This is a genomic window from Emticicia sp. SJ17W-69, from assembly GCF_051209875.1.
GTDB lineage: Bacteria > Bacteroidota > Bacteroidia > Cytophagales > Spirosomataceae > Emticicia.
This window is the reverse complement of record NZ_JBNTQY010000001.1, coordinates 1,592,403-1,610,478: the sequence shown is the minus strand read 5'-3', so window position 1 is coordinate 1,610,478 and position 18,076 is coordinate 1,592,403. Positions and strand designations below refer to the sequence as shown.

15 protein-coding genes are annotated in these 18,076 nt (G+C 34.3%); 9 read left to right on the top strand and 6 right to left on the bottom strand.

Annotated elements, in window-relative coordinates; translation table 11 throughout:
• Window positions 1–18 precede the first annotated feature (18 nt).
• The gene (locus ACQUQZ_RS06555; protein ID WP_435354008.1) at window positions 19–318 is read left to right on the top strand and encodes an AtuA-related protein; all 300 of its coding nucleotides are present in this window, start codon (window positions 19–21) and stop codon (window positions 316–318) included.
• Window positions 319–372: 54 nt separating this feature from the next.
• A complete protein-coding gene (locus ACQUQZ_RS06550) occupies window positions 373–1,974 on the top strand; it encodes a carboxylesterase/lipase family protein (RefSeq protein ID WP_435354007.1) in 1,602 nt (533 codons plus the stop codon).
• A gap of 557 nt (window positions 1,975–2,531) precedes the next feature.
• Here the strand turns inward: ACQUQZ_RS06550 and ACQUQZ_RS06545 are convergent.
• From ACQUQZ_RS06545 to ACQUQZ_RS06535, 3 genes are all read right to left on the bottom strand, one after another.
• Window positions 2,532–3,176 (bottom strand): response regulator, encoded by a 645-nt coding sequence (locus tag ACQUQZ_RS06545; RefSeq protein ID WP_435354005.1) that lies wholly within the window; start codon window positions 3,174–3,176, stop codon window positions 2,532–2,534.
• Window positions 3,176–5,089, bottom strand: a complete 1,914-nt coding sequence (locus ACQUQZ_RS06540) for a sensor histidine kinase (RefSeq protein WP_435354004.1) — start codon at window positions 5,087–5,089, stop codon at window positions 3,176–3,178. The genes ACQUQZ_RS06545 and ACQUQZ_RS06540 overlap by 1 nt, the downstream gene beginning before the upstream one ends.
• A gap of 117 nt (window positions 5,090–5,206) precedes the next feature.
• Complete coding sequence (locus ACQUQZ_RS06535; RefSeq protein ID WP_435354003.1) at window positions 5,207–6,442, bottom strand: nucleoside recognition domain-containing protein; 1,236 nt, start codon at window positions 6,440–6,442, stop codon at window positions 5,207–5,209.
• A gap of 150 nt (window positions 6,443–6,592) precedes the next feature.
• Between ACQUQZ_RS06535 and ACQUQZ_RS06530 the strand changes: the two genes are divergently transcribed.
• Window positions 6,593–7,324, top strand: a complete 732-nt coding sequence (locus tag ACQUQZ_RS06530; protein ID WP_435354002.1) for a M15 family metallopeptidase — start codon at window positions 6,593–6,595, stop codon at window positions 7,322–7,324.
• A 167-nt stretch (window positions 7,325–7,491) separates the two neighbouring features.
• On the opposite strand, the gene ACQUQZ_RS06525 is transcribed toward ACQUQZ_RS06530, so the two are convergent.
• A complete protein-coding gene (locus ACQUQZ_RS06525) occupies window positions 7,492–7,878 on the bottom strand; it encodes a LytR/AlgR family response regulator transcription factor (RefSeq protein ID WP_435354001.1) in 387 nt (128 codons plus the stop codon).
• Between the two features lie 276 nt (window positions 7,879–8,154).
• Here ACQUQZ_RS06525 and pheS point away from each other — a divergent pair, with 276 nt between their 5' ends.
• Entirely contained in the window at window positions 8,155–9,183 is a 1,029-nt protein-coding gene (gene pheS / locus ACQUQZ_RS06520; protein WP_435354000.1) for a phenylalanine--tRNA ligase subunit alpha, read from the top strand.
• A gap of 86 nt (window positions 9,184–9,269) precedes the next feature.
• Here pheS and ACQUQZ_RS06515 read toward each other — a convergent pair whose 3' ends face one another.
• Window positions 9,270–9,806, bottom strand: a complete 537-nt coding sequence (locus ACQUQZ_RS06515) for an RNA methyltransferase (RefSeq protein WP_435353998.1) — start codon at window positions 9,804–9,806, stop codon at window positions 9,270–9,272.
• 174 nt (window positions 9,807–9,980) lie between these two features.
• On the opposite strand from ACQUQZ_RS06515, the gene ACQUQZ_RS06510 reads away from it, so the two are divergent.
• The 4 genes from ACQUQZ_RS06510 (at window position 9,981) to ACQUQZ_RS06495 (ending at window position 12,641) form a co-directional block, all read left to right on the top strand.
• A complete protein-coding gene (locus ACQUQZ_RS06510) occupies window positions 9,981–10,601 on the top strand; it encodes a LysE family translocator (protein ID WP_435353997.1) in 621 nt (206 codons plus the stop codon).
• Window positions 10,602–10,671: 70 nt separating this feature from the next.
• Complete coding sequence (locus ACQUQZ_RS06505) at window positions 10,672–11,127, top strand: YHS domain-containing (seleno)protein (protein WP_435353996.1); 456 nt, start codon at window positions 10,672–10,674, stop codon at window positions 11,125–11,127.
• A 55-nt stretch (window positions 11,128–11,182) separates the two neighbouring features.
• On the top strand, window positions 11,183–11,581 hold the full coding sequence (locus ACQUQZ_RS06500; protein WP_435353995.1) for a DoxX family membrane protein: 399 nt from the start codon (window positions 11,183–11,185) through the stop codon (window positions 11,579–11,581).
• A 43-nt stretch (window positions 11,582–11,624) separates the two neighbouring features.
• A complete protein-coding gene (locus tag ACQUQZ_RS06495; RefSeq protein WP_435353994.1) occupies window positions 11,625–12,641 on the top strand; it encodes a hypothetical protein in 1,017 nt (338 codons plus the stop codon).
• A gap of 121 nt (window positions 12,642–12,762) precedes the next feature.
• Here the strand turns inward: ACQUQZ_RS06495 and ACQUQZ_RS06490 are convergent, their stop codons facing one another.
• On the bottom strand, window positions 12,763–14,280 hold the full coding sequence (locus tag ACQUQZ_RS06490; RefSeq protein WP_435353993.1) for an McrB family protein: 1,518 nt from the start codon (window positions 14,278–14,280) through the stop codon (window positions 12,763–12,765).
• Between the two features lie 434 nt (window positions 14,281–14,714).
• Here ACQUQZ_RS06490 and ACQUQZ_RS06485 point away from each other — a divergent pair, with 434 nt between their 5' ends.
• A complete protein-coding gene (locus tag ACQUQZ_RS06485) occupies window positions 14,715–17,996 on the top strand; it encodes a SusC/RagA family TonB-linked outer membrane protein (RefSeq protein ID WP_435353991.1) in 3,282 nt (1,093 codons plus the stop codon).
• Window positions 17,997–18,076: the final 80 nt, after the last annotated feature.

Sequence of the window (18,076 nt, the reverse complement as noted above, 5' to 3'; positions counted from 1 at the left end):
ACTCATTCAAAATTAAAAATGAAACTCTACGACATCGCTCATAGCAGAGCTGGAGATAAAGGCAATATTTCAACACTTTCATTGATTCCTTACAATGAAAATGATTATGAAATGCTTTGTCAAGAAGTTACAGTAGAAAAAGTAAAAAAGCATTTAGACGAAATCGTTTCTGGAGAAATTATTCGCTACGAAATGCCAAATATCTCATCCTTGCTTTTTGTCTGTCAAGATGCCTTAGCAGGTGGTGTAACTACCTCTTTACGCATGGATACACATGGAAAAGCACTCAGTTATAAACTTTTGGATATGGAAATTTAACCAATTTAGTGATAGTCTCAATTTATATTTTAGTTTTCAACTCAATTTTAAACAATGAAAAAAACAATTCTTTCTCTATTTGTATCATGCTGTTTACTCATTCAAACAGCCGATGCACAATTACAAACGGGTGAAAATGTGGGAGTTACAACAACCGATGCAGGTAAAGTTCGTGGCTATATCAACAACGGAATCTACACTTACAAAGGTATCCCTTACGCAGAAGCAAAGCGTTTTGAATCTCCACAAAAACCAAAACCTTGGTCAAATGTTCGTAGTTCTTTTAGTTATGGTCCTGTTGCTCCTTTAATGGACCCTACGACCAGCATTATGGATGAAAGCGAATTTGTTTTTGACCATAGCTGGGGTTTTACGAATGAAGACTGTATGCGTATCAATATCTGGACACCAGGCATCAATGACGGCAAAAAACGTCCAGTTTTGTTTTGGATTCATGGAGGTGGTTTTACCGCAGGTTCATCACAAGAATTACCTTCTTATGATGGCGAAAATTTAGCAAAAAAAGGCGATGTAGTAGTCGTTTCTATCAATCACCGCTTAAATATCTTAGGCTATCTTGACCTTTCAGCTTATGGAGAAAAATACAAGCAATCAGCCAATTTGAGTGTTCTTGACATGAAAGTTGCTTTAGAATGGGTAAAAACCAATATCTCAAACTTTGGTGGAGACCCAAATAATGTTACGATCTTTGGTCAATCGGGCGGTGGAGCAAAAGTAAATACTTTGATGGCGATGCCATCGGCCAAAGGACTTTTTCACAAAGCAATCAATCAAAGTGGTGCATTCCGTACAGCTATGCTTGATAAAACAACAACTCAGGCAATTGGTGCAGAAGTTTTGAAAGAATTGGGAATCTCAGCCGATAAAGTTGACGATATTCAGAAAGTACCTTTCCAAACTTTAAGTGATGCAGGTAAAAAAGCTCTAAAAACTGTTGCAGATAAAATGAAAGCTGAAGGAAAACCAGTGATTGGTTTTGGTTTAAGTTGGGGGCCAAGTGCAGATGGTGAAGTTTTACCTTACCAATTATTTTCAAATGAGGCATTTGAACTTTCAAAAAACATTCCTTTGATGATTGGAACAACTATCAACGAATTTGCAGTATTTAGAGGTGGTATTCCAAGCACAGCAACAAACGAACAAGCAACTGAAGCGATAAAAAAAGTTTATGGTGATAAAACTGATGCCTACATTGCAGCAGTAAAAAAAGCATATCCGAATGGCAAAATGTCTGATATGCTTAGCTATGATGTAACTTTTCGTCCTGGAGCAGTTTCACAGGCTAATCAAAAATCAGCATTAGCTGGTGGAGCCCCTGTTTATATGTATTTGTTCGATTGGCAATCTCCTGTAATGGATGGAAAATATAAGGCTGTACACTGTATGGAAATAGCTTTTTGTTTTGATAATATCCAACGTACAAAAAACATGACTGGAGGTACTAAAGAAGCACAAGCTTTAGCCGACAAAATGAGTCAATCGTGGATTAATTTTGCAAAAGCTGGTAATCCAAACCATAAAGGTTTGCCAAATTGGCCTGCTTATAATTCATCAAATACCGCAACCATGCACTTTGATAACATAAGCACTGTAAAACCTCAAATGGATAAAGAATTATTTGACTTGGTGAAATAAACAATGAATAGTAAATCAATAAAAGCCTTACACAAAACAATGCGTAAGGCTCTTATTTTTTAGTTATGAATATAGTATGGGAAAATGCTAAATCATCAAAAAAATAGAAAAGCAAGAATCAAAATGCTCTTGCTTTTACTCTCGTCAAACTGCTGTTGATTATTAAAACCATCAATTTTAAAATTGATGGTTTTAACTTTATGCTTTACAAGCATTTATCGCAACTATTACAATAAAGATTGACACAACTAAGAGTTCATCAATGTATTCGTAGAATATTTTTTTCATGGTTTTCTTACTTTTTTTTACTATGATTCTAATTATCATAAAAAGGTTGAAAAGCCTTGTAAAAATTATTTAAAATATATCAAACATTGATTGAACATAAGAAATGTCTTTTTAATGTATAGTAATTGTTTACATGGCTATAATTACTACGCTTTTTATTAATACAAATATCAGAAGACGAATAATAATGAACAATACCCCAATTTTGGTATTTTTCATAAAACTTGTATCCGTACCAGTACGGATATTTGAACTTATTGTAGAATAAATTAGATTAATCTATGCTCAACTGCATATTTGATGAGTCCAACTATGGTCTTTGTGTTGGTTTTTCGGTAGATATTTTTTCGGTGTGTTTCTACTGTTCTTTCTGAAATACAGAGCTTTTTTGCAATTTCACCATTTGAAAACTCTTGAGCAATCAATTTTACAATTTCAATTTCACGTTCAGTTAAATGATAATTTTCTTCTTCGGCATCATTTCGATTTGAAAGACTTCGTAAAATTTCGTTTGATACTTCACGACTAAAATATATATTTCCTTTCGCAATTTCATGAATGGCTTCAATGAGTTCATCTCGACCTATGGTTTTAATGATGAATCCTGAAATTCCAGCATCAATTAAATCATGGACAATAGAAACATCATAAGAAACAGATAAAGCTAAGACTTTAACTTCTGGAAAGTTTTTTTTGACCTTTTGCGTAAGTTCAATTCCAGTCATTTTGGGCATATACAAATCTGTCAACAGCACATCGACTTGATTATCGCTGAGAAAATCTAATGCTAAATTTCCATCCAAACTTTTGCCAACTACTTCAAATTCGGATATACCTTTCAGCATAGACTCAATCCCATCAATTAATATTTGATGGTCATCAACGATAAAAATTTTTAATTTGTTTCCTGACATTAGTTTAAACTCAAAGGGATTTCTACAACAACACTCGTTCCATGTCCGAGAGTAGAATCAAAATTAACACATCCATTTAGATATTCGACACGAGTAGCAATGTTTTTTAATCCGATGCCTTGATTTTCTTTGCTTCCACTATCAAATCCTTTGCCATTATCCTCAATCATCAAAACTAATTCTTCGTCATGTTTGATAAGTTCGATACTAACTTTTGTCGCTTGAGCGTGGCGAATAATGTTACTAATAATTTCTTGGACTATCCGATAGAGCATCATTTCAATTTTTTCATTGAGTCGTTCTTTAAAACCAACCACTTGTAAATCTACTTGGAGTGTATCTAAAGCATTAATTTTATTGACAAATTGTTTTAAAGCCGACGATAATCCAAATTTTGTGAGTGTTCCAGGCATCATATTATGCGATATTTCCCGCACTTCTCGAATACTTTCTTCTAATAAATCGAGTGAATTTTGTATTTCTTTTACTTTAGTTTTTCTATGTGAAAGGTAATTTCCAAGCATCATTCTAACTGCTGCCAACATTTGTCCAATACCATCATGTAGGTCTCTTGCGATACGAATTCTTTCTCGTTCTTCAGCTTCCAGCACTGCTTGTGTTCTTTGCTGTTGTACAAAGTTTTTTTCAATCAAAAGCTGTTTACTTGTCTCTTGAATCAGTTTTACACGATGGGCTAAAAATCCACTCAAAGCTAATATCTCAACTAAAAAAGCTATGGCAAAATAATCAACACCTATCAAAAAACTTCCTGGTACAAACTCATAGATACTCAAACCCGCATAAAATGCCAATAAAAAAACGGGCAAATTTGCCAATAAATAATAGGTGGCATCTTGGCGATAATGATTTACAACGATGCAATAAACTGTCGTACCAAAAATAAAAAAAGGAGGGATACAAAGACCCAAACTTATCATAAATGTGATAGCAAGGGTATATGAATTAAATATATAGTCTTTCAAAACCAAATGGTCGAAAAAACTTAAAGTGATTAGAATACAAAATACGATTATAAAAAAATTGCTATACCATTGAAAAAGTTCATTTTTGAGCAAATCCCAGCGTAAATAACTTCTAACAAATAAAATATTAGCAATAATCATCAACATGATTGCGATGAATCGAATTTTATCACCTTCAATACCCCAAGAACCATCGCCATAAAAACGAATGAAATAGCCCTGCATCGTATAAACAAATCCGAGTGCAGTAAATACATATAAGCCATAATAAATATAGAGCTTTTCTTTAAAAACAAAAGCTAATAATATGGAAATAAATATAACAAACCCAAAAACACCTGAAACCAGTCCCCAATTGTGATAATCGTTGGTGGGATAAGAGTAATCAAAATAATTCCTTTCCCAAATAGTCAAAGGAAAAGAGATTGAACCAAAACTTTTACTGACTTTTAAGTAACAAAATACTTGCTGATTGGGCTGAAGACTTGTTGGAAAAATAAAATCTCGGTGTTTGACACTTCGCTTTTGCTGAGGCATTTTCCACGTAATCGATTGTCTATCAATCACCTGTCTTTTTTGTACGACATAAAAAACAATTTCATCATAAAGAGATACGTGCAAGTGAACAAGCAGATTTTGAACAAACTTGGTTGAGTTTTTTAATTCAAATCTAAACCAGTAAGGATGCCCTTCAGCCCAGAAGGTAGGCACGCTCCCACGGGCTTTTGTGAATTTATATACTTGCGGAAAGGAGGCTAACTTCCCAATTGTATATGCTTCGGTTACTTCGGGTAAATAATAAATTCCTTCGGGGCTATCTAATTGCTTCCAACTACCATCATAATTAAATACAACCCCTTGACTTTTGTCTTGAGCCGAAAGACAAATGCTTGACATATAAATAATAATATACAGTAGTTTTTTTATCATGGCTAAATGGTCATGGATGGCAAAAGCGGACAGATAAAATGTGGCACGTCTTAGATAAAAACTTTGTTAGTCAAAAAACTTCAGACGTACCACATTTGGCTTTACATAAATCCAAACTCAATGAAAGAAAATATATGAAACAATAATGGCAGTAATCACACCAGCTAAATCTGCCAATAAACCTGCAACAAGCGTATAACGAGTATTTTTGATATTTACTGAGCCAAAATACAATGCTAAAACATATAAAATGGTATCGGAGCAAGCTTGAAATACACATGAAAGTCGCCCTACGAATGAATCTGCACCATAAGTTTTCATCGCATCAATCATCATGGCTCGTGAACCACTGCCACTTAGTGGGTGCATCAGAGCCGTAGGTAAGGCATCGGTAAAATCGGTATTCATGCCTGTCAAACTAAAAATCCATTTTAAGGCATCAACAATAAAGGTTAAAGCTCCTGAATTTCGAAACGCACCAATGGCTACTAACAAGCCTACCAAATATGGCAAAACCTTGATAGATGTTTCAAAACCACTTTTAGCACCTTCAATAAAAGCTGGGAAAATATCTACTTTTTTATAAACTGCTCCGCCAATAAATCCCATAATAAAAGTCATCAATATTAAATTACTCGCTACTTTGGAAGTTGCTTCGATTTCTTCTTTGGGTAAACCAGCAAAATACCATAAAACAAACCCGATAAATCCTGTCAGTCCTAAAAGCCATGAAAGTAAAGTCTTATCAAAGAAATTGATTTTTTGCTTGATTCCTACAAACAGCATTCCTGTAAGAGTAGCAATATAAACCGAAATGAGGGCTGGGATGAAAATATCAGCGGGGTCGGCAGCATTATATATAGCTCGCTGTGCCATGATACTTATTGGAATCAAAACTGGACCAGCACTATGTAGCACCATAAACATAATTTGAGCATTAGAAGCAGTGTCTTTACTTGGATTTAATTCTTGCAAGCTCTGCATTGCTTTCAGCCCAAATGGTGTAGCGGCATTGTCGAGACCCAGCATATTTGCCGAAAAGTTCATAATCATCTGACCATTGGCTGGGTGGTCTTTTGGTACTTCTGGAAATAACTTACTAAAAAAGGGCCCTATAATTTTTGCCATTCGTCTGATAACACCCGCCTCTTCACCAACTTTTAGAATACCCAGAAAAAAAGTCATTACTCCCGCCAGAGGTAAAGCAATGTCCATAACTGCCATTTTTGAGGAGTCGAACATCCCTTCAATAATAATTTTAAAAATTTCAGTATCACCTGTAATGATGAGTTTCAATAACGCAACAACGAATGCTATTAGAAAAAAAGCTACCCAAATGTAGTTTAATGCCATAAATTTTAAGGTTTAATAGTAGATTTGTGGCTAATTTAAGAAAAAACCACGATTTTTTGTTTTTTTTAAGCGAAATTTGATTTTCATACAAAAAAAATAATCCTCCAAACAATGCCCAAAATTAGCATTCTATTTAAAATTTTTATACCAATGACCCTCTTTTTAGCCTGGAGTTGTCAAACAAAAACTCAAACCGAAACCATACAAAAAATTGATACTGTTTCTACAAAAAAAGATACTATCGTCATTGCTCCAAAACCAATTATTTCTGAAATCGAGCAACGTATGATTTCGCAAGGCTTGGTTGATATTCAAACAATTGATTCTACTATCATGGTAGAATTAAAATATTCAACCACCGATAATTTTGTTCATACCGATGTTTATGGCGATCTCACAAAAGCATATTTGCAAGTCAATCCTGCTCAAATGTTAGCAAAAGCTAATCAATTTTTAAAAGAAAAATATCCAAACTATCGGCTTTTGGTCTATGATGCTGCACGCCCCTTGAGTGTTCAATATACTTTTTGGAATTTATTAGATAGTATTCCGCCAAAAAAACGAGAAGATTTTGTTTCCAATCCAGTAATTGCTTCGATACATAATTTTGGTTCGGCGGTTGATTTAACGGTGTATGATTTAACTACGCAAAAACCTTTAGATATGGGTACAAGTTATGATTTTTTTGGTGATTTAGCCTACCCACGTTTAGAGTCGTTCATGTTGAAAACAAAACAATTGAGTCAAAATCAACTGGATAATCGCTTAATCTTGAGAAATGCCATGAGAAAAGCAGGTTATGGGCGAATAGAAAGTGAATGGTGGCATTTCAATGCAATGGCACGTATCAGGGCAAAAGCCCTTTATAAAATCATTGAATAAAGGTCATTTTTACAGAAAAATATTTTCTAATCTCGATTTTTATCTCTATAAAAAAGCAAAAAGCAACCATCCAGAAGACGGTTGCTTTGTTCATCACCTAACCACTAAAAAGTATTATGAAAAGAATATAATACCAAAATCTTTAATACTTCAGTAAACAAAAATATCTACTTAAATCTGTAAATTGCAAATTTTTTAACAACCTCTTTTAATTTACGACGAGAAACTTCAATTGGATTTCCCTTTTCAAATTTTATTTCAAAACACGCTGGTTGTAAATCTTTAATATGCAGCATATTTACAATATGCGATTTATGTACTCTCACAAAAATATTATCATCTAAAATATCTTCAAAATGTTTTAAAGTCCGTGAAGAGACATACTGGTTATTTTGGGTATGTACAACAGTATAATTACAATCACCTTCTAAACGAATTATTTTTTCAACAGGTATTGTTACAAAACGATTCGAATAGTGTAATTTAATTAGTTTACTTTTTGAATCTAAAGTTTTTCTTATTGAGCAGTTTGAAGTATTGAGTAGTTGATTCATTTCTTCTTGAGGAAAGTTTATACTTCAAACTTAACCCTTAAAAAATAAGTATGCAAATTAGCTTAAACCTCAGCAAAATACGTAAAAAGCTAATTATCAACTACTTACAAATAAAACAATAATAATTTCAAGTAAAATCCCTTATCAAAATGCGTAATACTACGTATTGATAAATACCCTACATTTGGTATATCATTTTCTATTTGATAAGTAAAATTATGGGAGATTCTGACAATATTTATATATTTGTGCTAAATTTTATTAAACGGTACACAGGTGTTAGACAAGATTCAAACTTTATTTGAGGAAGTAAACTCAGCAATAGTCAGTAATAAAGATGACTTAGATAAATTTCGGATAAAATATATTAGCCGAAAAGGTATTTTAAATGATTTATTTGAGGAGTTTAAAACTGTTGCAAATGACCAAAAAAGAGCAGTTGGACAAGAACTTAATAAGTTAAAAAACCTTGCAGAACAACAATTGAAGGTTTTTACAGAAGCGATTGAACAAAGTGCTGACGATTCTGCCAATCAAGGTGGTCTTGATTTAACGATGCCTGTCGCACCCAATTTTGCTGGTACGATTCACCCGCTTACCCTAACCCGTCAACGTGTATTAGAGATTTTTGCTCGGATGGGTTTTAATCATGAAGATGGGCCTGAAATCGAAACTGATTGGTACAATTTTACAGCCTTAAATTTCCCTGAAGACCATCCTGCTCGTGAGATGCAAGATACTTTTTTTGTGGAAAAGAAAGATATACAAAAAGATGATGTTTTGCTTCGTACGCATACATCGAATGTGCAAGTTCGCTTAATGGAACGTAAAAAACCACCGATTCGCTCGTTGATGATTGGTCGGGTTTATCGCAATGAAGCCATTTCAGCAAGAGCCCATTGCCAGTTTCATCAAATCGAAGGTTTATATGTAGATAAAAATGTAAGTTTCAAGGACTTGAAAGATACACTTTATCATTTTGCAAAAGAAATGTTTGGCAAAGATACCAAGATACGTTTGCGTCCGAGTTATTTCCCATTTACCGAACCAAGTGCCGAAATTGATATTTCATGTTTTATCTGTAAAGGTTCTGGTTGTAATATTTGTAAACATTCTGGTTGGGTAGAAATTGCTGGCTCAGGTATGGTTGACCCAAATGTTTTAAAAAATAGTGGTATCGACTCTGAAGAATATACGGGTTTTGCTTTTGGTATGGGTATCGAGCGTATCACAATGCTCCGATACGGAATCAATGACCTGCGTGTTTTCTTTGAAAACGATGTAAGGTTTTTGAGACAGTTTTAAGCCCCCCGAGCTAACAAAAAAATAGATTGTTTCAATGAATTGAAACAATCTATTTTTTTCTATTACATATAAACAGAAGCTTCTCTTTAGGGGCGGAGGGTCATTTTACTCACAAAATCCCAACAAATAATACCTACTGTTACCGAAATATTGAGTGAATGTTTTGTGCCAAATTGTGGAATTTCTAAACAATTATCGGCCATTTCTACTACCTTTTCATTTACACCAAAAACCTCATTCCCAAATACAAAAGCGTATTTTTGGTTAGTTTTTGGCTGAAAATCATTCAATTTTAAGCTATTTTCTACTTGTTCCACTGCCAACACAATATAGTCTTGTGCTTTTAGTTGTTCAATCAATTCTATAATACTTTCATGGTATTCCCAAGACACAGAGTCTGTTGAACCCAAAGCGGTTTTTTCTATTTCTCTATGAGGCGGCTTTGCTGTAATACCACATAAATAAATCTTATCAGTCAAAAAAGCATCGGCTGTACGAAAAGCCGAACCAACATTATTCATGCTCCTGACATCATCTAATATTATACAAAAATTATTCTTGTTCGTTTCTTTAAAATCTTCCACCGACAGCCGGTTCAATTCATCCATTTGAAGTTTTCTCATCTTTTCCTTAATTTCTAATTTTCCGCAATTTACCAAAAATAATGGAGAATGCCTTAGTGGAACTTGGCAAACAACGCATTGAGGATTCTACTTAAAAACTGATAAATACTGTCGGCAGCAAGACATTTGTTTTGTATTTAAAGCCATTACTTTGCAGCATAAATCAAAAAAACGATGGATTTTATCTTATTTTTTCTTGTAGCATTGATTAGTTTCGCCGGCTCAATACATATTGGTGCCGTCAATTTGGCAGTGATTCAAACAACCTTGAATCGTAATTTTTCTGCGGGTATTTTAGTAGCTATTGGTGGTAGTATCCCCGAAATCATTTATTCATCTTTGGCCTTGAAAGGTTTGTTTTTTCTACAAAACAACCAATCCATTATCGAGTTTTTAAACTTTCTCATCATTCCAATCTTTTCTATCATAGGATTGATAAATATCTTTCAAAAAACAACATCTAACAAGCATATACACTCAGAAAAACATAGCCAAAACATTAATTTCATCAAAGGTTTTTCGCTTGGAATGTTGAATCCGCAATTATTTCCTTTTTGGTTTTTTGTACTGGCTTATCTACATAAGTATTTTATAATCAATGATTTAAGCACTAAACTCGCTTTTGTTTTAGGAACGGCGGCTGGAGCTTTTAGTATTTTATACTTATACGCCAAGTTTGCTCACCGTTATCATCAACGCATTACATCAATCTTACAACGCTACTCAGTTAATCACATTTTTGGTTATACTTTTTTAAGTTTAGCGATTCTTCAAGCAATTAAAATTTTTGCTTAAATCTGTCATTTTCCCGACAATTCGTAAAATTCAGAACCAATACCTTTGTATTATAACAATCAAAAACAAAATGAAAAAAATAACCGTATTTTTAGTTTTATTATCATTCGTTGCTTATTCGCAAGAAACAGTACATGGGACGATACGTCAAAAACACTTTCTTATTGAAAAAGGAGTTGCAATCTCGGGCTATGATCCTGTAAGTTATTTTTTAGGAAAACCACTAAAAGGGAAAATTTCTTATATCCAAGATGGGATTAGCTATAAATTTTCTTCTAATGAAAACTTGGAATTATTCAAAAAAAATCCCTCCAAATATGAACCTGCTTATGGTGGCTGGTGTGCTTTTGCGATGGGTACAAAGGGCGAGAAAGTAGAAGTTGACCCTGAAAATTATAAAATTGTCAACGGAACTCTGAATCTTTTTTACAAGAATTTTTTCTCAAATACGCTGGATGATTGGAATAAAAACGAAGCAAAATTAAAAAAGCAAGCAGATATAAATTGGATAAAAATACTCAAATGATTATTCATATATCACTAACTATCAATCATTTAAACAATAAACAATCTTCCTAAAAATGAAAACACTTCAATTGATAGCACGATTTATCGCTGCAATTATCATGTTACAAACATTATATTTTAAATTTACAGCACAGCCCGAAAGTGTCTATATTTTCTCAACACTCGGCATCGAACCTTTCGGCCGAATTGGTTCAGGTATTGCCGAACTCATTGCTTCCATCTTATTGCTTATTCCTCGAACTTCTTGGATAGGTGCAATTTTAGGCATCGGTGTAATGGCTGGTGCAATTGCTTCTCACCTCACAATTCTTGGCATAGAAGTACAGAATGATGGCGGACAACTTTTTGGTATGGCCCTAATCACTTTTCTTTGTTGTGCATTTGTATTATTTTTTGAACGTATGAAAGTACAAAATTTTATATCAACTATTTTTGTAAAATGGGTTTCCTAACCCGTTAAACCTTGACTGGTTAGGAAACCCGTCGTGCAATATTATGCGAACTCCCTTATTTTTAGTGAAATTTTTTAATTACGAATATTGGTCATGGTGGGTGTTTTATTTACCAATGGCTCCATATTGGATTTACCAAGCTATACGTGCCAAATCTTTGGCATATTTTACGGCAGTCAATCCCAGCATTGAAGCAGGAGGTTTTTATGGCGAACATAAGACCGAGATTCTAAAAAATATTTCGCCCAAATATTTAGCAAAAACTGTCTTTATAGCAAAGCAAACCTCTTTTAAAAAAACAATTAGTTTACTGATAAACAATAACTTACCTTATCCAATTATTGCCAAACCAAATGTTGGAGAAAGAGGAAATTCAGTAGAAAAAATCCATTCAGAAGAAGAGCTTTTAAAATACCATACCCATATTTCTGAAGATTATTTAATTCAAGAATTTGTTACTTTTCCTATCGAATTGGGTGTGCTTTTTAGTCGTTTACCCAGCGAAAAATTGGGTAAAGTTTCTTCTTTGACTATGAAAGAATTTTTGACAGTTACGGGTGACGGCAAATCAAGCATTGAAGCATTGATTTTACAAGATACACGTGCCAGATTTCAGTTAGAGTCTTTGCAAAAACGTATGGGCGAAGAGATCAACGAAATACTACCTTTGGGTGAAAAACGCTTACTCGAACCTATCGGCAATCATTGTCGCGGAACGAAGTTTATTAACGTTAATCACCTGATTAATAGGAAATTAGATGAAGTTTTTACCGAAATTTCCAAAAGCTATGACGGTTTTTTTTATGGGCGTTTTGACATAAAAGTGTCGAGTATAGAAGAACTTTATGAAGGCAAGAATATTAAAATCATGGAATTAAATGGTGTAAGTTCTGACCCTGGTCATATCTATGACCCGAAATATTTTCTTTGGCAAGCCTATCGAGATTTGATGTGGCACTGGAGACGTGCAGCTGATATAAGTATTCAAAATCAAAAAAAAGGCATAAAACCTATGCCTTTTGGGGATATTCTAACAATTGTGAAGCAACATTTTGGGTAAGCTCACGTTCCCTTCGGTTTCGCTTAGAGAACGGAACGGTTTTAAAAGTAAGTATAAGTGTTTTTAAAAGACTGTTGCCTTCAATTTCAATTAGGCAACAGTTTTTCTCAAAAGCGACAAATTACAAATTCAAAAATATCTCCGCTCCTATTTCACCTGTAATTAAATCAGGATTAATAAAATAACGATAGGACTCATCTTCAAAATCATCTAAATTTTGGCCAAAAATAGTTTTGGTTTTCAAGGTTTCACGAAGCACCAAATCATTTCCTAAAACGAGTCTAATTTTCTCCCAATCATTATAAAAATATTCTTGAAGCAAAGGAATAATTTTATGCACAAATACCTTACACAACTGCATAATCGACTGACAATCAATTAGATACGCATGACCAATCGTGTGATCACGGTCAATCAAAAATTCAATTCTCTGATTAATTTTACTTAAAAGCTTCTCTAAGTTCACTCCCTCTACTTCTATTAACAGGTGCGGTTGTGGCATCATTTCTTGAAATGAAAATCTTCGCCTCAACGCAACATCCAACAAAGCAATAGAACGATCAGCGGTATTCATTGTTCCAACAATATGTAGGTTTGCTGGCACTCCAAAACTTTCTTGAGAATAAGGTAAAGTAAGCCACAGTTCATTTTTTGCACCAAGTCTTTTATCATCTTCAATGAGCGAAATAAGCTCGCCAAAGACCTTAGAAATATTTGCCCGATTTATTTCATCAATAATCAATAACTCGCTTGGAGCTTGTTTAAATTTCAATTCACGGCTTTCTTTAGAATCTTCAATAGCATCCATAAATGTTTTATAGCCAGCTTTTTGTAGGGCTGCTAAGCAAGATTGATAAAAAACACCTTTCAGTACTTCATAATATATTTGTCCGTTTTTAGAGATAGGGCGAATTCCCTCTAAAAAATCTTCATAACTATATGATTGATGAAAAGTCACAAATTGATTATCAACATTTTGGGATATTTTTTGTACTTCAAAAGTCTTTCCAGTGCCAGGAGGGCCATAAAATATTAAGTTTAGTGGGATATTTAATTTAATAACATACTTTGATTCTGTTTCATAAATGGTATTTGGGGTATTTTCCAAAGTATAGACTTTATCTGGATTTGCTATTTCCCAAAATAATTCATTACGGAGGCTTTCACTTTCAGCAACCTGATACATATAATGATTATGGTGTTCTTTCTTCATGCTCGACACCGCAGTAGCTTTCAATTCTTCTAAGCAATGCTGCCAAGCACTCATTACCTTAGTATCATCAAGGATATGTTTTTGTTCAAAAGGAATTTGTATGTATAAGAAATCAGAGCTATCAGCAAGCCTTGAAATTTTAATCCCTTTATATTTATTAAACAAAGATTCATCTCTTTTAAAGAACATTAAATCGAGCCAAACGCCATTTTGTCGATACAGTTTTAGGGCTGCGTAGAAGTTAATATTAGCAGTGATTCCTTTATCTTTTCTAACTGAAAAAGCGATTCTTGGGTCATCAATATCAAAGTTCGTTACTTCGATGAGTTCTTGTAAAAGTACAAAAAACTTGAGACATGCTTCCCGATTGTCAATTTCTTGAAGTTTTTTAATGAGGACTTCTTTTTGCTTAGGTACTATGATCATAGATTTGGTCTATATATTTTTTTACAAGATAGTTACAATAAAGCATTTTGTCGATAAAATATTCGTCTTGCATACTAAATTTTGGATTGTAAAGATTGCATTTTTTCAAGAATTTTCAAAATTTAATATTATGAGTAAAAATCACTAAATTATTCATTCTGACAAAGATTAAAATTGTGTATATACGTCTAATACCAAAACTATATTTGGGATAAGTGCATATTTATAAAATAAACTAAAAGTATTGCATTCTTTTGATATTAAAAATAACTATATAAAGAATTTTACAAATTTTGCCAATTTTATTTCGTCATTTATGAAAATTATTATATGTTTAATCCAAGAATGTGCAAGGTTCTTGTTTTATTATTTGTTTAAAATAAGTATTTTTGTACCTAATGTTTCTTTAATTATAAACCTAAACTAAAATGTACATGAAGAAGAATCTACTTCTTAGTTTGCTGGGAGTCATCATGTCCTTTGCTGTAATGGCACAAGGCAAGAAGATTACAGGTAAAGTAACGTCATCAGATGATGGCTCTGGATTACCGGGTGTTTCGGTGCAAGTAAAAGGTACTTCTAAAGGTTCTCAAACCGACGTAGAGGGTAACTACTCAATTGAGGCTGTGAGTGGGAGTACTTTGGTATTCAGTTTTGTTGGTATGAATACCCAAGAAGTAAAATTAGGCAGCCAGTCGGTTGTAAATGTATCGCTTGGTGCCGACACAAAACAGTTGTCAGAAGTAGTTGTTACTGCTATTGGTATCCAAAGAGAGAAAAAAGCTTTGGCGTATGCAGTTTCAAGTGTAAGTGCCGAGAGTTTACAACAACGCTCTGAGCCAGATGCATTGCGTGCAATGAATGGTAAAGTACCAGGTGTAAACATTATTTCAGGTGGTGGAGCTCCAGGACAAGCAACTCGTATTACCATCCGTGGTGCTAACTCTTTCTCAGGAAACAACCAACCTTTATTTGTGGTAGATGGTATTCCATTTGACAACTCAGTAAATGCTACTGATGGTTTTAACCAAAATACAGTAACATCAAACCGTGCGTATGACATCGATCCAAACAACGTTGAGTCATTAACAGTTTTGAAAGGTGCTGCAGCTTCGGCTCTTTATGGTTCTCGTGCTGCCAATGGTGTGGTTGTTATCACAACTAAAGCTGGTAGTAAAAATGCAAAAAAAGGTTTAGAAGTAACATACAATACCTCTTACTCTACAGAAAAAATCTCTACTGTACCAGATTACCAAGATTCATATACACAAGGTTCAAACCAAACGTATAATGGTGGATTCATTGGAAACTGGGGTTCTGCATTCCCAGCAGAAGTTGACCGTATCAACCAAGCATTAGGTTTCGAACGTTATTCAAAAATCATTGATGGTAATTATGCTGCTGGTTTTGTTCCAAACCCCATCACTGGTGTTGCTTATGGTGCAGCTCGTTACAAAACAGCATTCCCTGAATTATTAGATGCTAAAGGAAATGCAGTTCCTTATGAATTGAAGCCTTACGATATCATTGGTGGTTTCTTCCGTCAAGGTCACGTAATTGAAAACAGTTTCAATATTAGCTCAACTGGTAATACTACTACTATTAGTGCAGGTGCTTCACGTACTACTAACAAAGGTATTATCCCAGGTTCAAGTTCTGACCGTACTACTTTGAATTTTGGTGGAAATGCAACATTGACTAACAAAATCACTTTGAGTGGTAATGTTAACTATGTAAGTACAAACCAAGCTTCTCCACAATCAGGTGCAGGTTATTATGCTGACTACGGTGGTTTAGCTGCAACAGGTTCAATCTACTCTCGTTTGTTTTATTTACCACGTAACTTCGACTTGAATGGTTTGCCATTTGAAAATCCAGTTACTGGTGCAAACGTATTCTACCGTGCCTTAGACAATCCTCTTTGGACTGCTAAATACAATACTTATAACAGTAAGGTAAATCGTGTATTTGGGAACATGGCCTTGACTTACGATGTAGCTCCTTGGTTGAATGTAACTGCCAAAGGTGGTATAAATACTTATGCTGAAACACGTAGAAATGTGTATCGTCCGGGTGGTAACTCAGTGCCTTTGGGTTCAGTTACACGTGCCGATATCACTAACACTGAATTAGATTTCACGTTCTTAGCATCAGCAAATAAAGATATTACTGAAAAAATTAATATGCACTTATTAGTTGGTTTCAATGCCAATCAACGTTACAAAAATATTAGTAATGTAGTTGGTCAAACAATCATTGACCCTAACTTATTGATCGTAGGTGGAACAAACACTCAATTTGCTAATGAATTCTCAAGCAAAAGACGTTTGTATGGATATTTTGCTGAATATGGTGTATCGTATAATAATTATGCGTTCTTAACTGCAACAGTTCGTAATGACCATTCATCTACTTTGCCTGCAGCCAACAATAGTTACATTTATCCATCAGTAAGTGGTTCATTCATCTTTACTGAAGCGTTTAAATTGCCTACAAATATCTTGAGTTTTGGTAAAATCCGTGCTAACATTGCAAAAGTTGGTAAAGATGCTGATCCATATCAAGTATTTACTTCTTATAACTTTGCTGTACAATACTATGGTGGTGCACCAATTTCAGCAACAAGTTTGCCAACTGTATTGAGCAATGCTACATTGAAGCCTGAGTTTACAACTGAGTACGAATTAGGAACAGAATTACAATTCTTCAAAAATCGTATCGGAGTTGACCTCGCTTATTTTAATCGTGTATCAACAGATTTGATTGTAACAGCTCGTATCCCTACATCTTCTGGTTTTGATTACAAAGCAACTAACGCTGGTAAAATCATCAACCGTGGTTGGGAATTAGGCTTAAATTTAGTGCCTATCAAATTGAACAATGGTTTCACATGGAATTCATTTGTAGCTTATACTCGTCTTCGTTCAGAAGTTGTTGACGCTGGCCCAAGTGGTGAATTATTCTTAGGTGGTACTGGTCTATCATCAACAGGTACTATGCACCGCAATGGCTTCCCTTATGGTATGATTTATGGTTCTAAAAATGCTCGTGACGACCAAGGTAATGTATTGATCAGCCCAACTACTGGTTTGCCATTACAAAACCCTACTTCTGAGATTTTGGCTAACCCAGCTCCTAAATATACTGTTGGTTGGACTAACACATTCACATTTAAAGGATTTACTTTGACTGCTTTGATGGACTACCGTGTAGGTGGAAGTATGTTCTCTGCAACTGCGGCTTCACTATTATTGAGAGGTCAGTTGAAATTCTCTGAAGATCGTGAAGGTATGCGTGTAATTCCAGGTATCTTAGGTGACCCACAAACATACAAGCCATTGCTTGATGAAAGTGGTAAAACTATACCTAATACAATTCCAATGACAGCGTTCCAATCTCATTTCTCAAATGGTTATGGTGCGTATGGTGCTGATGAAACTAATATCTATGACATCACTACTATTCGTTTACGTGAAGTTTCATTAGGATATAATGTTCCAAAAGCATTCTTGAAAAAAACATTGCCATTTATCGGTGGTTTGAGAATCTCTGGTTCGGGAAGAAACTTATGGTTCAAATCTCCTAACATGTTGACAGGCTTGAACTTTGACCCAGAAGTTTTATCAAACTTTGCTGATTCAAACATTCAAGGTTTTGACTTAGGAGCTGCACCTTCAACTCGTCGTTACGGAATTAACTTATCAGTATCGTTCTAATTTAGGATTTAGGAGATAGGATTTAGGAACTAATAAATTGAAAATGTAAGGAAACCTAATCCTAAACCTAACAGCTAATT

Excerpts from the sequence above, each read along its gene's own strand:
- ACQUQZ_RS06515 (WP_435353998.1), bottom strand. The coding sequence starts at position 9,806 with ATGAGAAAACTTCAAATGGATGAATTGAACCGGCTGTCGGTGGAAGAT.
- ACQUQZ_RS06495 (WP_435353994.1), top strand. The coding sequence starts at position 11,625 with ATGCGAACTCCCTTATTTTTAGTGAAATTTTTTAATTACGAATATTGG.
- ACQUQZ_RS06510 (WP_435353997.1), top strand. The coding sequence starts at position 9,981 with ATGGATTTTATCTTATTTTTTCTTGTAGCATTGATTAGTTTCGCCGGC.
- ACQUQZ_RS06525 (WP_435354001.1), bottom strand. The coding sequence starts at position 7,878 with ATGAATCAACTACTCAATACTTCAAACTGCTCAATAAGAAAAACTTTA.
- ACQUQZ_RS06535 (WP_435354003.1), bottom strand. The coding sequence starts at position 6,442 with ATGGCATTAAACTACATTTGGGTAGCTTTTTTTCTAATAGCATTCGTT.
- ACQUQZ_RS06485 (WP_435353991.1), top strand. The coding sequence starts at position 14,715 with ATGAAGAAGAATCTACTTCTTAGTTTGCTGGGAGTCATCATGTCCTTT.
- ACQUQZ_RS06500 (WP_435353995.1), top strand. The coding sequence starts at position 11,183 with ATGAAAACACTTCAATTGATAGCACGATTTATCGCTGCAATTATCATG.
- ACQUQZ_RS06530 (WP_435354002.1), top strand. The coding sequence starts at position 6,593 with ATGACCCTCTTTTTAGCCTGGAGTTGTCAAACAAAAACTCAAACCGAA.
- ACQUQZ_RS06545 (WP_435354005.1), bottom strand. The coding sequence starts at position 3,176 with ATGTCAGGAAACAAATTAAAAATTTTTATCGTTGATGACCATCAAATA.
- ACQUQZ_RS06540 (WP_435354004.1), bottom strand. The coding sequence starts at position 5,089 with ATGATAAAAAAACTACTGTATATTATTATTTATATGTCAAGCATTTGT.
- ACQUQZ_RS06550 (WP_435354007.1), top strand. The coding sequence starts at position 373 with ATGAAAAAAACAATTCTTTCTCTATTTGTATCATGCTGTTTACTCATT.
- ACQUQZ_RS06490 (WP_435353993.1), bottom strand. The coding sequence starts at position 14,280 with ATGATCATAGTACCTAAGCAAAAAGAAGTCCTCATTAAAAAACTTCAA.
- ACQUQZ_RS06555 (WP_435354008.1), top strand. The coding sequence starts at position 19 with ATGAAACTCTACGACATCGCTCATAGCAGAGCTGGAGATAAAGGCAAT.
- ACQUQZ_RS06505 (WP_435353996.1), top strand. The coding sequence starts at position 10,672 with ATGAAAAAAATAACCGTATTTTTAGTTTTATTATCATTCGTTGCTTAT.